Here is a 14,929-nt window from a genome sequence, read left to right on the forward strand (position 1 = left end):
CCGATTCCGCTCTGTATAATGCCGCGGCAATATTTTATCTTTTCCGCATCCACCCTGGTGAGATATTGCCCATGCTACGTATCGCTAAAGAAGCTCTAACGTTTGACGACGTTCTCCTGGTTCCAGCCCACTCCACCGTTCTGCCGAACACCGCAGAATTAGGCACTCAGCTGACCAAAACCATCCGCCTGAATATCCCTATGCTGTCCGCAGCAATGGATACCGTTACCGAATCCGGCCTGGCTATCGCGCTGGCGCAGGAAGGCGGCCTCGGCTTCATCCACAAAAACATGTCTATTGAGCGTCAGGCTGAAGAAGTCAGCCGCGTGAAGAAACATGAAAGCGGCGTAGTTACCGACCCGCAGACCGTTACCCCGTCCACCACGCTGAAAGAAGTCAAAGAACTGACCGAACGTAACGGCTTTGCCGGCTACCCGGTGGTGACCGAAGACAACGAGCTGGTAGGCATCATCACCGGCCGCGACGTGCGCTTTGTGACCGACCTGAACCAGGCGGTGACCGCGGTCATGACGCCGAAAGATCGTCTGGTGACGGTGAAAGAGGGCGAGGCGCGTGAAGTGGTGCTGCAAAAAATGCACGAGAAGCGCGTTGAGAAAGCGCTGGTGGTTGACGAAAGTTTCCACCTGCTCGGCATGATCACCGTAAAAGATTTCCAGAAAGCAGAACGTAAGCCTAACGCCTGTAAAGATGAGCAGGGTCGCCTGCGCGTTGGCGCGGCGGTCGGCGCCGGCGCCGGCAACGAAGAGCGCATCGACGCGCTGGTCGCGGCAGGCGTTGACGTGCTGCTGATTGACTCCTCCCACGGCCACTCCGAAGGCGTGCTGCAGCGCATCCGTGAAACCCGCGCCAAATACCCGGATCTGCAAATCGTCGGCGGCAACGTCGCGACCGCAGCCGGCGCCAAAGCGCTGGTTGAAGCCGGCGTCAGCGCGGTGAAAGTGGGCATCGGCCCTGGCTCCATCTGTACTACCCGTATCGTGACCGGCGTCGGCGTACCGCAGATTACCGCTATCTCCGATGCGGTTGCAGCGCTGGAAGGCACCGGTATTCCGGTCATCGCCGACGGCGGCATCCGCTTCTCCGGCGATATCGCCAAGGCGATCGCCGCGGGCGCATCCTGCGTGATGGTCGGCTCCATGCTGGCGGGCACCGAAGAATCTCCGGGCGAAATCGAGCTGTATCAGGGCCGTTCGTTCAAGTCCTACCGCGGTATGGGCTCGCTGGGCGCGATGTCCAAAGGCTCTTCTGACCGTTACTTCCAGACCGACAACGCGGCGGACAAACTGGTGCCGGAAGGCATCGAAGGCCGCGTGGCGTACAAAGGCATGCTGAAGGCCATCGTACACCAGCAGATGGGCGGCCTGCGCTCCTGCATGGGCCTGACCGGCTGCGGCACCATCGACGAACTGCGCACCAAGGCGGAATTCGTACGCATCAGCGGCGCCGGCATCCAGGAAAGCCACGTGCACGATGTGACCATCACCAAAGAGTCACCAAACTACCGTATGGGCTAACCCACGGCAGAGATGTTTATGCGTAGCGGCGTAGCATATCACGCCGCTGGCCCCGCAGAGAGCGGGGCCGTCACCACGCGCTTATTGTTGTTTTTTCTCCTTTTGTTGCTGGAATTCGCCTCACATGACACAAAATATTCATAAGCATCGCATTCTTATTCTGGACTTCGGTTCGCAGTACACCCAACTGGTTGCCCGTCGCGTGCGCGAAATCGGCGTTTACTGCGAGCTGTGGGCCTGGGACGTCAGCGAAGAGCAGATCCGCGAATTCAACCCGAGCGGCATCATCCTTTCCGGCGGCCCGGAAAGCACCACCGAACATAACAGCCCGCGCGCGCCGGAATACGTCTTCAACGCCGGCGTACCGGTGCTGGGCGTGTGCTACGGCATGCAGACCATGGCGATGCAGCTGGGCGGCCACGTACAAGGCTCCAACGAGCGTGAGTTCGGCTATGCGCAGGTGGAAGTGACCACCGAAAGCGCGCTGATCCGCGACATCGAAGACGCCATCAGCCCGGCAGGCAAACCGCTGCTGGACGTATGGATGAGCCACGGCGACAAAGTCACCGCCATCCCGTCCGACTTTGTGACCGTTGCCAGCACCGACACCTGCCCGTTCGCCATTATGGCCAACGAAGAAAAACGCTTCTACGGCGTGCAGTTCCACCCGGAAGTGACCCATACCCGTCAGGGCCAGCGCATGCTGGAGCGTTTTGTGCTGGATATCTGCCAGTGTGAAGCGCTGTGGACGCCGGCCACCATCATCGAAGATGCGGTTGAACGCATTCGCGAGCAGGTGGGTGAAGACCACGTGATCCTCGGCCTGTCCGGCGGCGTGGACTCTTCCGTTACCGCGATGCTGCTGCACCGCGCCATTGGCAAGCGCCTGACCTGCGTCTTCGTCGACAACGGCCTGCTGCGCCTGAATGAAGCCAACCAGGTGATGGAAATGTTCGGCGACCACTTCGGTCTGAACATTGTGCACGTGCCGGCGGAAGAGCGCTTCCTGAGCGCGCTGGCGGGCGTGGACGAGCCGGAAGCCAAGCGTAAAATCATCGGCCGCGTGTTCGTTGAAGTGTTTGACGAAGAAGCCTGCAAGCAAGAGCAGGTGAAATGGCTGGCGCAGGGCACCATCTATCCTGACGTGATCGAATCTGCCGCTTCCGCCACCGGTAAAGCGCACGTGATCAAGTCGCACCACAACGTGGGCGGCCTGCCGAAAGAGATGAAGCTGGGCCTGGTCGAGCCGCTGAAAGAGCTGTTCAAAGACGAAGTACGCAAGATCGGTCTGGAGCTGGGCCTGCCTTACGACATGCTGTACCGTCACCCGTTCCCGGGGCCGGGTCTGGGCGTGCGCGTGCTGGGCGAAGTGAAGAAAGAATACTGCGACCTGCTGCGCCGTGCCGACGCCATCTTCATCGAAGAGCTGCATAAAGCCGACCTGTACAACAAGGTCAGTCAGGCGTTCACCGTGTTCCTGCCGGTGCGCTCCGTCGGCGTGATGGGCGACGGCCGTAAATACGACTGGGTTGTTTCGCTGCGTGCGGTGGAAACCATCGACTTTATGACCGCGCACTGGGCGCACCTGCCGTATGAGTTCCTCGGCCGCGTTTCCAACCGCATCATCAACGAAGTAGACGGCATCTCCCGCGTGGTGTACGACATCAGCGGCAAGCCGCCGGCGACGATTGAGTGGGAATAATTTAACGTCATAGCCCGCACATAAAGCAGTAAAACATCGACTAAGCCCGCGTAGCCGCGGGCTTTTTTTGTTTGCTTCCCGGTAGTTTTATCTCAGAAACCGGTAATTTTTTATGGTATCGCCGATGGTATTATCAAGGCTCGATGTGATGGAACAACTCGATGCCTGAGTCATTATTTAGCAAAAGGAACTTGTACGATGCCTGTTTTTTCCCGCAGCTGTGTTACCCCGCTAATTGGATATTTTGTTTGTACCGTCAAGTCACTGTCGGCGGACAATGCTGATCCCGTCTCCTTCAATATCTCCCGAGTATCTGGCCCAATAAGGAACGTGCCATGAGTGAAGCGGCACGCGTTGGCGATGCGATTGGCCACTCCCATGCACTGGCCGGGATGATTGGTGGCACGATTGTCGGCGGCCTGATTGCCGCCGCCGGCGCGGTGGCGGCGGGTGCGCTGTTTGTCGCCGGGCTGGCGGCGTCCTGCGTGGGCGTCGGTGTATTACTGGTGGGTGCCAGCCTGGCGGTGGGCTATCTCACCGGGGAGCTGGCGACCAAGGCGCGAGACGGCATTGCGGAGGCCGGCGCAGGGAGTCTGACGCCGGCCGGTAAAATAGTGACAGGCTCCTCCAACGTGCGCATCAATGGCAAGCCGGCGGCCATCGCCACCGTCAGTCAGGTCGCCTGCGACCAGGACGGCCCCAGCATGCAGATGGCGCAGGGCTCGGACAAGGTGTTTATCAACGGCCAGCCAGCGGCGCGCGTGGGGGATAAAACTAACTGTGACGCTCAGGTGATGGAAGGCTCGCCCAATGTGCGCATCGGCGGCAGCACCGTCACCACCTTGCCGATAAAACCGGAAGTGCCGGACTGGCTGTATAAAATCTCCGACCTGACGCTGCTGTTTGCCGGTCTGGTGGGCGGCGTCGGCGGTGCCGCCAGCAAACTGGGGGCGCTGGGGAAAATGCTGAGCAAGGCGCCTGGCATCAATAAACTGGGGCGGACGGCCTGCCGGTTCGGCACGCTAATGACCGCCACGACCGCCGCCGGCATTATTGCCCGGCCGATAGATATCATCAGCGGCCAGAAATTCCTGTCCGGCGACGACGAGCTGGACTTTGTGCTGCCGTCGCGGCTGCCGGTTGAGTGGCAGCGCTACTGGCGCAGCGGCAACCCGGCACAGAGCGTGCTGGGGCGCGGTTGGAGCCTGTTCTGGGAAAGCAGCCTTAAGCGCTACCAGGATGGTCTGGTGTGGCGTGCGCCCTCCGGCGACTACGTCTCCTTCCCGATGGTGCCCAGAGGCCATAAAACCTACTGCGAAGCGGAAAAGTGCTGGCTGATGCACAACAGCGATGGCAGCTGGCAGGTGTTCGACGTCAGCGAGCAGGCCTGGCACTACCCGGCGTTGAGTGATGCGCCGAGCCGGCTGCAGATGCTGACTGACCTCACCGGCAACACGATTTCCCTGTTCCACGACGACCACGGCCGACTGACCGAACTGGTCGACAGCGCCGGCCAACGGCTGGCATGCCGCTACCTGACCACCGCCAACGGGCTGTCCCGCCTGAGCTCGGTGCTGCTGTTTACCCCGGACGGCGAGCTGCCGCTGGTGCACTACGGGTACGATGACGAGGGGCAGCTGGTTACCGTCCGCAACCGCGCCGGCGAAGTCACCCGGCGCTTTGGCTGGCAGGACGGACTGATGGTCAGCCATCAGGACCAGAACGGCCTGCTGAACGAGTACCGCTGGCAGGAAATTGACGGCCTGCCGCGCGTGGCGGCCTACCACAACAGCGCCGGCGAGCAGCTGGCGCTCTATTATGACTTTGCCAACGGCACGCGGTGGGCGGTGCGCGACGACGGCACTCGGGCGCTGTGGCAGTTGGACGATGACGACAACGTGGCGCAGTTCACCGACTTTGACAACCGGCAGTCGGCCTTCATCTATGCGCGCGGCGAGCTGTGCGGCGTGGTGCTGCCAGGCGGTGCGCAGCGCCAGAGCGAGTGGGACCGTTACGGCCGGCTGCTGAGCGAGACCGACCCGCTGGGTCGCACCACCACTTACCAGTATTCCCGCAACAGCGGCCGTCTGTTCTCGGTCACCTACCCGGACGGCAGTCAGGCGTTTCAGCACTGGGACTCCCAGGGACGCCCGACACAGCAGATTGATGCGCTGGGCAATGTTACCCGTTACCACTATCCCGATGAGGAGGAGAGCCTGCCGGCGAGCGTCATCGATGCGCTGGGCGGCGAGGTGAAACTGACCTGGAACGCACAGGGATTGCTGACGCGCTATACCGACTGTTCCGGCAGCGTCACCGCCTACGCCTATGACGCGCTGGGGCAACTGACGCACCGTACCGACGCGGAAGGTCACCTGACCCGCTACCACTGGGACCGAGCCGGCCGGCTGCAGACGCTGCTGCATCCCGACGGCAGCGAAGAACGTTTCGACTGGAGCGCGCAGGGCCAGCTGGCCCGACACCAGGACCCGCTCGGCAGTGAGACGCGCTGGCAGTACAACCTGCTGGGGCAGCCGGTCAGCATCACCGACCGCATCCAGCGTACACGCCATTATCACTACAACTGCCGCGGCTGGCTGACGAGACTGGAAAATGGCAACGGCGGGGACTACCAGTTCAGCCACGATGCCGTTGGACGGTTGACGGCCGAACGGCGTCCGGACCGCACCGACCGCTATTATCGTTACGGCCCCGCGGGGCAGTTGAGCGAGTTGCGGGAAACCGGGCCGCTCGACCCGCAGGCACCGCCTGCACAACGCTTGCATCAGTTCCGTTATGACGAAGCCGGCCAACTGACCTGGCACGCCAACGACAGCGCCGAGTGGCATTACCACTATGATGCGGCCGGGCGCATGAACCGCCTGATGCGCACCCCGACCGCTGCCGGCAGCAAACTGGGTATCGAGCCGGACAGCGTGCAGCTGCGCTACGACAAGGCCGGTAACCTGCTGAGCGAGCAGGGCGTCAACGGCGAGTTGCAGTACCAGTGGGATGCCTTGTCCAACCTGCAGGCGCTGACGCTGCCGCAGGGCGACCAGCTGCAGTGGCTCCATTACGGCTCCGGCCACGCCAGCGCCATCAGGTTTAACCAGCAACTGGTGAGTGAATTCAGCCGTGACCGGCTGCACCGGGAAACCGGCCGTACCCAGGGTGCGCTGCATCAGCAGCGCCAATACGATGTGCTGGGGCGACGCAGTGGGCAGAGCAGCGCATTCGGGCACATCAGCAAACCGGAAGAGGGCGTGCTGTGGCGCACGTTCCGCTATACCGGCCGCGGCGAACTGGAAGGTGTCAGCGACGCGCTGCGCGGCGAGATTCACTATGGCTACGATGCGGAAGGACGCCTGCTGCAGCACCGCGAAGCGCAGCAGGGCAAGCCGGGCCACCGACTGTGCTACGACCTGGCGGATAACCTGATTGGTGAGCAGCGCGTCAGCCATGACCCGGACGCCGAGCTGCCACCGGCGCCGGTGGTCGATAACCGGCTCGAATACTGGCAGCGGATGTTTTACCGCTATGACGGCTGGGGCAACCTGACCAGCCGGCGCAACGGTATCTATCAACAGCACTACGTCTATGATGCAGACAACCGGCTGATAAAGGCGCATGGCCGCGGCCCGCAGGGGGATTTTGCGGCGCAGTATCACTATGACGCGCTGGGGCGCCGCACGCGCAAGACGGTAACCTACAAGGGGAAAGCGCCGGAAACCACGCGCTTTTTATGGGAAGGGTACCGACTGCTGCAGGCGCAGCGGGACAACGGCACGCGCCGCACCTGGAGCTATGACCCGGCCAACGCCTGGACGCCGCTGGCGGCCCTCGAGCAGGCGGGCGACGGCCAGCAGGCGGATATCTACTGGCTACACACCGATCTTAACAGCGCGCCGCTGGAGGTGACCGACGCCGAGGGCAACCTGCGCTGGTCCGGCAACTACGACACCTTCGGCAGACTGCAGGGGCAGACGGTCACCGGCGCCGAACGACGCAAGGGCGCGCTCGTTGATCAGCCGTTGCGTTATGCCGGCCAGTACCAGGATGACGAAAGCGGGCTGCATTATAATCTGTTCCGTTACTATGAGCCGGAGGTGGGGCGCTTTACCACGCAGGATCCGATAGGGCTGCGCGGCGGGCTGAATCTGTACCAGTATGCACCGAATCCGCAGGGATGGGTTGATCCGTTAGGTTTAGCTTTTGGTTCAGGTAAAGGTACACATAATGCCAAGGCAACATTATTTGATAGCAATGGCAATGTTAAAGCGACAGGTGTGTGGCAAAGTGGGAACATGACTCCGGATGAGGCTGCTTTAGGATTCCCGCAGAGTACACTTGCCACGCATACAGAAGCGAGGATTACTCGTGAGTTACATCCACAGGCAGCTCCTGGAGATCGACTTGTTATTGATGGCGAATACCCACCTTGCAATAGTTGTAAAGGGAAGATGAATGCCTTCAAAACTGCTACAGGTGCTGAGGTAGAATATAAATGGCCTGCAGATACAGGCGATGGAACCAAGATCTGGAATGCTAAGTCGAAAGGAACCAGGAAAATACCAGGCGCGGATTGCTAAGGGAGCTGAAATGAATAACTCATTGAAATTTAATGCCTCAGTGTTGGAATGTTACGAAGAGGACGATGTGCTCACTGTTGCTCTGGGCGATAATGAGCAGTCACCTGAGAATTATCTAATCATTACTCGGTTGGATGATGAAGATAATGACTCAATTGATGAGGGGATCGGCCTGCAAACATCACAGTCCGCCTATGAAGCATCGGCAGCGATCGAGAAAGTGATTTTGCATTCTGACCGTTTAGATGTGGTTATCACGCCTGATTCACATGAGCATTTCGGTTGCTCGAAGCTCGAAGGTGTGTTCTCTGAAACGGTGCGTAATACGCCTGAAAAAATTGCTCTGTTGCGAAAGTATCTTGAAGCAATTTTCAACGGTAGTAAGACGACCCTTGTCTTTTCATGAGATTAAAATTTTTATAATCCAATAAAGACTTCTTTGCTGCCTTTCTGACCATGTCGTAGCACCCTGTGTGGATTCTATCCATGCAGGAGTGCACGCCATGAAAATCAGCACGTTGCTGACGTTGTTCCCTCTGCTGATGCCGGCATCGGTGCTTGCCGGCACGGTACTCTATACCGATTCTCACCATCCCCCGAGCAACATCGATGCCTCGGTATCTGTGATTTATCTTGACGGCCCGGAACAGCTGCAGAAGCAAATGTTCGGCGAGCTGTCGTCAAACCCGGATGAAGCCGAGGACAGGCGTAAGGAAGGCAGTAACTCTAACGTCAGCAGCGGCAGTACGATGTACCGGGGCGACGCACGCGCAAGACGGTAACCTACAAAGGGAAAGCGCCGGAAACCACGCGCTTTTTATGGGAAGGGTACCGACTGCTGCAGGCGCAGCGGGACAACGGCACGCGTCGCACCTGGAGCTATGACCCGGCCAACGCCTGGACGCCGCTGGCAGCCCTCGAGCAGGCGGGCGACGGCCAGCCGGCGGATATCTACTGGCTGCACACCGACCTCAACGGCGCACCACTGGAGGTGACCGACGCCGAGGGCAACCTGCGCTGGTCCGGCAACTACGACACCTTCGGCAGACTGCAGGGGCAGACGGTCACCGGCGCCGAACGGCGTAAGGGCGCGCTCGTTGACCAACCGCTGCGCTATGCCGGGCAGTATCAGGATGACGAAAGCGGGCTGCATTATAATCTGTTCCGCTACTATGAGCCGGAGGTGGGGCGCTTTACCACGCAGGATCCGATAGGGCTGCGCGGCGGGCTGAACCTGTATCAGTATGCGCCGAATCCGTATGGATGGATTGACCCGTTAGGGCTTTACCGTGGCGAGGGGGAACGTGGCTTAGGGAAATACCATGTGTTCCATGACCATACATTGCAGCCATCAGAGTACCAGTTATCAGACGCGGAGCATTTCAGACGCGCGAACGAATCAGTATATAATCGGCTGCAGGTAGACCCTGATTTTAAAAGAGAAATGCAAACGAAGTATCCTGATTTGGTTGAGCATGTGCAACCAAATGCCAAAGGAAAGTTTAGTAAGTATTCTCCACCTGACATGACCTGGCACCATGAAAACAGACCAGGTGGGTTAAGCTTGGTTGACTATAATGACCACCGGTCATACCACAAAATCTATCACCCTGATGGGTCAGGGGGACGGAAAAAATGGGGCGGTGGTACAGATTGTCGTTAATAGGATGATGATATGAAAACAATTGATGGTTTCAAAGGGCTACTATCTATTTATAAGGACCTGCCTAAAGTCGGTGGCTTCTTTGTTGATGAAGACTTTGTTAATAGAGCAGAGCATATCGAGGCTGCACGTTATTATCTTGCTGAAACACCTGACGAAGATGATGACATGGAAGATGAGTACAAAACATGGCTCGAATACCCTACATTCAGGGCGATTATTGAGAATAAAATCGACCATAACCCTGCTGTTGGGGAAAAAGAGTTGTTACAAGCGGTCGTTTATTACCTTGAAAACGATGATTTTCAGGACTAAAACAAAAAACTTTTGTAATCGAATAAAGACTTCTTTGCTGCCTTTCTGACCATGTCGTAGCACCCTGTGTGGATTCTATCCATGCAGGCGTGCACGCCATGAAAATCAGCACGTTGCTGACGTTGTTCCCTCTGCTGATGCCGGAATTCTGTTTCTGAATGGAGCAGGATTTTGGGTCAGGGTCAGGCACAGTGCGTGCGGCGGTCTCAGCCCGGAACAATTTGAAAACCAGAACCTCGCTTAGGGTTGTGCCCACATTACGTGGGTAAGATCACTTAACGTCGTTGAGGTTGGTTCTGCAGAGGTTGCTTTTGTTTAGATAAACTTTTGAGGTCTTCCTACTAGAATATGCGGATTTTTCCGGAGCTTTACGGTTTTGTCATTTTCTCTGAACAGCCGCTGCTGTCCTTCATGAAGAAGAACGGTATAGAGAAGGATTTGCTCGCCTTTATGACAACTAATGATGAGGCAGATAAATTGACCGAGGCGGGGATCATCGTCCCTATTTTTGACGTGCCTGAGGGCTTGTATGAGGTGTCCTTGCAGTGCTCAAAGCCTGCAAAGAACATCTCCAAACTTGGGATGTTCAAGTCAGAGGGCAAATTGAGCATCTGCGGTATGGGATACTTGGCGGATTTTGACGTAGAAACCTTGCGTAACAGAGAGAGAACCCAAGATTTTTCGGTCCCTCAGGGAGTGTTTGATTTGTACTGTGTAGTTGATGAGCCAAATGAGAAAGTCTCATTGACCCTGAGTTAACAGAACAGACGGGGAACACCCATTTCAGCTTGTCAGGAGGGAAATGAAGGTAAAAGTAAGTGGAGGTTTAAATGATTGTTATTAATGGTTTTAGTGAATTATTAAAAATGAAGGATGGTCTGCCAGATGTAGGTTGGCTTTATGTCTCGCCATCGTTCAGCCTTTCCTCTGAAGAGGGTATAGTCAACGGTAGTTATTACATTGCTGAAAACGAAGACGAAGAAATGGATTTTGAAGAGAGTTACGGTACTTTCCTTGAAGCGCCAATCTTCAAGGATATTGTCATCAACAAGAGAAACCACAATCAGCAAGCGACAGAGGATGAGATCCTTGGTGCCGTCATCTATTACCTCGAAAACGATGATTTTCAGGACTGAAAACAAAAAATTTTGTAATCGAATAAAGACTTCTTTGCTGTCTTTCTGATCATGTCGTAGCACCCTGTGTGGATTCTATCCATGCAGGCGTGCACACCATGAAAATCAGCACATTGCTGACGTTGTTCCCTCGACTGATGCCGGCATCGGTGTTCTGACGACGTACGTTGGCATCAAAAGCGCTCGGTGCTGCTGGCGTAAATCAGCATTAAGCAGCAAGCCATCACCTTCGCGGCTGCCTACAGAACATGATTTTCGCCACCCGGTTGGGGGGGACATTATTATCCTGTACTTTCCTGACCGGTTGCTCAATTATGTTATTTCACTCTGTGATTAAGATAATGCTCAAATGTGAACCACCTCTCAAAAAACACGCTCATATATTTAACGTACTAATTGCCATGCAGGGAATTCGTTTTTCCGCTGTAAACGGCAAGAGGTTAGAAACATATAGATTTTACTTGATACGTTAAGCTACTGTGGAAGTTGCGAGTGTGCTGCAATCAACACGTTGAGGAGGTTGTCTATATAGACCTTTGTCACAAGGCTCACGGAAATAAAAAAACATAACTGATAAATATAAAAACGTAATAGATCCCCGGCTGTAATCTGTGTCAGAAAGTATTCCGCATTCACAAAACAGGCAGGAGATGTGATTAAAATGAGTGGAAACATAATGCAAAGTCGGCACGATGAGTACCATAAACTAACGCGTGGAGAACGCATTGGTTATGGACTGGGTGACTTTGCCCAAAACCTTGTTTTTGGGACAATAGGCGGTTTTCTTGCTCTTCACATGTTGACGGTAAATGCAATCAGCACTGCAGCGGCAGGGTTTATATTTCTTTTTGTCAGGATTATTAATGTATTTTGGGATCCCATGGTGGGAACGTTTGTTGACAAAAGGAGTTCAAAGGCCGGGAAATATCGACCTTGGCTTTTAAGGGCAGGCATTCCACTCGTTATTCTCTCCGCTTTGCTTTTTGCGCCTATTCCCGAAGTGAGTGGTTCCGTTCCTTTTGCCTTTGTCGTCTACCTTGCACTGGATCTGCTTTATTCGGTTGTTAATATCCCTTATGGCTCTCTTAATGCCTCACTAACAAGGGATCCAGGCTCTATTGATAAACTGACCAGTACGCGAATGATGCTGGCCAACAGCGCCAATCTTCTTGTCTATACCTTGTTTCCAATGTTTGTACAAATGGCCGCTCCCAAAGATCGCAGCATCAAGGATACCGGATTTTTCGGACTTGAGCTTGAGCTGGGGAACTATACCGATCCATCAGCCAGCTACGCGTGGTTTGGCGTTTACTCCGTTTATATGATTGTCGGGGCGGTTGCGCTTTTTCTCTGTTATAAATTAACTAAAGAACGTGTTGTTGCTACAGCGGAACAGTCTGCCAATGTAAAAGCGACGGATTTATTCCTCGAACTCAAAAATAATCGGCCGCTTGTCATTCTTGGCATTTTCTTTATGTTGGCTTTTACATTTATGTTTTTCATGAACACGGTTAATGGTTTTTTCAATCAGTTTGTTGTCGGCCATTCAGAATGGATGGGGGCCGTTGGCCTCGTAGCCTCGATTCCGGGTATTTTATTCCCGGTTTTTTGGCCGAGACTAAAGAAAGTATTTGGCAAAAAAGGGTTCTTCCATCTTTTTCTCGGCATGTTTATTGTCGGTGAGTTTTTGACATACATCTGGTCACTCGATGGTATGCACGATGCGCTCTGGCTTGCTTATATCGCTACATTTATTAAACAGTGGGGTTTAACGTCAGCTACCGGTTTCATGTGGGCGCTTGTCCCTGAGGTTATCGCTTATGGTGAATTGAAATCAGGTAAGCGAAATGCCGCAATTATTAATGCCATTATGGGGCTGTTTTTCAAGATTGGTTTTACTCTCGGCGGCGCCGTTCCGCTTTGGCTGCTGGCCGCTTATGGTTTTAACGAAACAGGCGCACAACAGGATGCCAATGCGATCGCCGGAATAAATATGACCGCGATTTGGATCCCCATCGCGTTAGCCTTTGTGTCGATGATTATCATTCAGCTATATCCCATCTCAGATAAAAACATCACGGATATCAACCGTCGGCTTGATGAAATACGGATATAGTTATAAACATTTTATAAATATAGAAAATAAACTCTTTGAAAAAGGTAAAGCCCTATGTCACTGATTAAAAACCCTATCTTACCTGGATTCAATGCAGACCCAAGTATTATCCGTGTAGAGGACACTTACTATATCGCAAACTCTACCTTTGAGTGGTTTCCCGGCGTGCGTTTACATGAGTCAAAAGACCTGGAGCACTGGAATCTTCTCCCGAGTCCATTGTCAACAACCGCGCTTTTAGATATGAAAGGGAATCCTTCATCAGGGGGGATTTGGGCTCCGGCTCTCTCTTATGCCGATGGAAAATTCTGGTTGGTTTATACGGATGTGAAAGTCACCGAGGGTGCCTTTAAAGACATGACCAACTACCTGACCACCGCAACCGATATTCGTGGCCCATGGACCGATCCCATCAAACTTAATGGCGTCGGCTTTGATGCTTCACTTTTCCATGACGATGATGGCCGTAAATATTTAGTACAACAAACCTGGGACCATCGCGAGTACCGTCACCCTTTTAATGGCATTACGTTGACCGAGTTTGATGCCAACACGCTGAAACTCAAACCAGAAACGGCGCGCACCATTTATCGCGGCACTGCCGTTGCACTTGTCGAAGGGCCGCATCTCTACAAACTGAACGGATATTATTATCTTTTTGCCGCTCAGGGGGGAACCGTATTTACCCATCAGGAAGTTGTTGCTCGTTCAAAAAATCTGGACGCCGACAGTTTTGCCACCGCGCCAGGGGAGGTGTTCTTAACCAACGTAGATACGCCAGACAGCTACATCCAAAAACAGGGGCACGGCAGTTTGGTATCAACCCCGAAAGGCGAATGGTATTACGCCTCGCTCTGTGCGCGTCCCTGGAATCATGCCGGTGAGTCTGTCTATGATCCCCGTGGTTGGTCAACGCTTGGCAGGGAAACGTCTATCCAAAAAGTTTTTTGGGATGAAGATGGCTGGCCACGTATTGAAGGCGGCCACGGAGGAAAAACGTTTGTCGAAGGGCCAAGCGATGCTATTTACACTCAAAGTGCACCAGATCATAGTCAGCAAGATGAGTTTAATACGGCGACACTCGATCCCAACTGGAATACGCTCCGTGTCCCGTTCACGGAAAAAATGGGTACCACAGGCGATGGCAAACTGACGTTAATTGGGCAGGGCTCTTTAGCGAATACTCATGATCTATCGCTTATTGCCCGGCGCTGGCAGGCATTTTATTTTGATGCGCAGGTTAAAGTTAAATTCAAACCATCTAATTATCAGCAAATGGCGGGCTTGACGAATTACTATAACGATCGTCACTGGAGCTTTATTTTTATTACCTGGAATGAAATTAACGGGCCAGTTATCGAAGTCGGGGAGAATAATCGTGGTAAATACACCTCATACTTGAAAGATAATGCGATCAAGATTCCAACAGATAGCGAATATGTCTGGTTCCGCACCAAGGTGAGAAAGGAAAGTTATACGTATGAGTATAGTTTTGATGGGATTAACTTCACGGAGATTCCGGTCAAACTAGATGCCGCAATTCTTTCAGACGACTATGTACTGCAAAGTTATGGCGGGTTCTTTACCGGGGCGTTCGTTGGCCTTGCGGTCGTAGACTACTCCGGCTATGCCGCCAGCGCGGAATTTTATAACTTCGAATATCAGGAATTTGGTGATTTATTAATGGCGGATGATACGTATAGCTGGGAGGCCAGTGAGTCACGCTTTAATTAAGGGCTGGAAGTTCTAACCAAGGTAATCAATGCAACATTAGCCAGGGGAACTAAATCTGTCCCTGGCTGATTGTGCGCGCAACCTGTGAATTAATTACGGTGCACGCTCAAGAGCATCCGATAAGCACCGTGCAGACGTG

Annotated in this window: 9 protein-coding genes and 2 pseudogenes; all 11 read left to right on the forward strand. The window is 54.4% G+C overall.

Annotation, left to right across the window (positions count from 1 at the left end):
• The first annotated feature begins 71 nt into the window (after nucleotides 1-71).
• The 11 genes and pseudogenes from guaB to HF675_RS06310 all read left to right on the forward strand — a co-directional run bounded on the left by guaB (nucleotide 72) and on the right by HF675_RS06310 (nucleotide 14,790).
• Nucleotides 72-1,535 (forward strand): IMP dehydrogenase, encoded by a 1,464-nt coding sequence (gene guaB / locus HF675_RS06260; protein ID WP_145961106.1) that lies wholly within the window; start codon nucleotides 72-74, stop codon nucleotides 1,533-1,535.
• 124 nt (nucleotides 1,536-1,659) lie between these two features.
• Complete coding sequence (gene guaA / locus HF675_RS06265) at nucleotides 1,660-3,237, forward strand: glutamine-hydrolyzing GMP synthase (protein WP_105232171.1); 1,578 nt, start codon at nucleotides 1,660-1,662, stop codon at nucleotides 3,235-3,237.
• Nucleotides 3,238-3,572: 335 nt separating this feature from the next.
• A complete protein-coding gene (locus tag HF675_RS06270) occupies nucleotides 3,573-7,826 on the forward strand; it encodes an RHS repeat-associated core domain-containing protein (protein ID WP_187044262.1) in 4,254 nt (1,417 codons plus the stop codon).
• A gap of 10 nt (nucleotides 7,827-7,836) precedes the next feature.
• Nucleotides 7,837-8,232 carry an Imm10 family immunity protein gene (locus HF675_RS06275; RefSeq protein ID WP_187044263.1) on the forward strand — a complete coding sequence of 132 codons (396 nt, stop codon included), beginning with the start codon at nucleotides 7,837-7,839 and terminating at the stop codon, nucleotides 8,230-8,232.
• A 97-nt stretch (nucleotides 8,233-8,329) separates the two neighbouring features.
• Nucleotides 8,330-8,599: pseudogene (locus HF675_RS06280) on the forward strand (DUF1525 domain-containing protein); the annotation flags it as partial.
• Nucleotides 8,563-9,489, forward strand: a pseudogene (locus HF675_RS06285) (RHS repeat-associated core domain-containing protein); the annotation flags it as partial. The pseudogenes HF675_RS06280 and HF675_RS06285, both read left to right, overlap by 37 nt.
• 12 nt (nucleotides 9,490-9,501) lie before the next feature.
• On the forward strand, nucleotides 9,502-9,804 hold the full coding sequence (locus HF675_RS06290) for a hypothetical protein (protein ID WP_105232168.1): 303 nt from the start codon (nucleotides 9,502-9,504) through the stop codon (nucleotides 9,802-9,804).
• Between the two features lie 348 nt (nucleotides 9,805-10,152).
• Nucleotides 10,153-10,563: a hypothetical protein gene (locus tag HF675_RS06295; RefSeq protein WP_187044264.1), complete on the forward strand. Its 411-nt coding sequence runs from the start codon at nucleotides 10,153-10,155 to the stop codon at nucleotides 10,561-10,563.
• A gap of 71 nt (nucleotides 10,564-10,634) precedes the next feature.
• Nucleotides 10,635-10,940: a hypothetical protein gene (locus HF675_RS06300; protein ID WP_187044265.1), complete on the forward strand. Its 306-nt coding sequence runs from the start codon at nucleotides 10,635-10,637 to the stop codon at nucleotides 10,938-10,940.
• A gap of 676 nt (nucleotides 10,941-11,616) precedes the next feature.
• Entirely contained in the window at nucleotides 11,617-13,056 is a 1,440-nt protein-coding gene (locus tag HF675_RS06305) for an MFS transporter (RefSeq protein ID WP_172606266.1), read from the forward strand.
• Between the two features lie 54 nt (nucleotides 13,057-13,110).
• Nucleotides 13,111-14,790, forward strand: a complete 1,680-nt coding sequence (locus HF675_RS06310) for a glycoside hydrolase family 43 protein (RefSeq protein WP_187044266.1) — start codon at nucleotides 13,111-13,113, stop codon at nucleotides 14,788-14,790.
• Nucleotides 14,791-14,929: the final 139 nt, after the last annotated feature.

It is taken from the genome of Serratia sp. JUb9, assembly GCF_014298095.1.
Lineage (GTDB): Bacteria > Pseudomonadota > Gammaproteobacteria > Enterobacterales > Enterobacteriaceae > Serratia_B > Serratia_B rhizosphaerae.

Excerpts from the sequence above, each read along its gene's own strand:
- guaB (WP_145961106.1), top strand. The coding sequence starts at position 72 with ATGCTACGTATCGCTAAAGAAGCTCTAACGTTTGACGACGTTCTCCTG.
- guaA (WP_105232171.1), top strand. The coding sequence starts at position 1,660 with ATGACACAAAATATTCATAAGCATCGCATTCTTATTCTGGACTTCGGT.
- HF675_RS06270 (WP_187044262.1), top strand. The coding sequence starts at position 3,573 with ATGAGTGAAGCGGCACGCGTTGGCGATGCGATTGGCCACTCCCATGCA.
- HF675_RS06275 (WP_187044263.1), top strand. The coding sequence starts at position 7,837 with ATGAATAACTCATTGAAATTTAATGCCTCAGTGTTGGAATGTTACGAA.
- HF675_RS06290 (WP_105232168.1), top strand. The coding sequence starts at position 9,502 with ATGAAAACAATTGATGGTTTCAAAGGGCTACTATCTATTTATAAGGAC.
- HF675_RS06295 (WP_187044264.1), top strand. The coding sequence starts at position 10,153 with ATGCGGATTTTTCCGGAGCTTTACGGTTTTGTCATTTTCTCTGAACAG.
- HF675_RS06300 (WP_187044265.1), top strand. The coding sequence starts at position 10,635 with ATGATTGTTATTAATGGTTTTAGTGAATTATTAAAAATGAAGGATGGT.
- HF675_RS06305 (WP_172606266.1), top strand. The coding sequence starts at position 11,617 with ATGCAAAGTCGGCACGATGAGTACCATAAACTAACGCGTGGAGAACGC.
- HF675_RS06310 (WP_187044266.1), top strand. The coding sequence starts at position 13,111 with ATGTCACTGATTAAAAACCCTATCTTACCTGGATTCAATGCAGACCCA.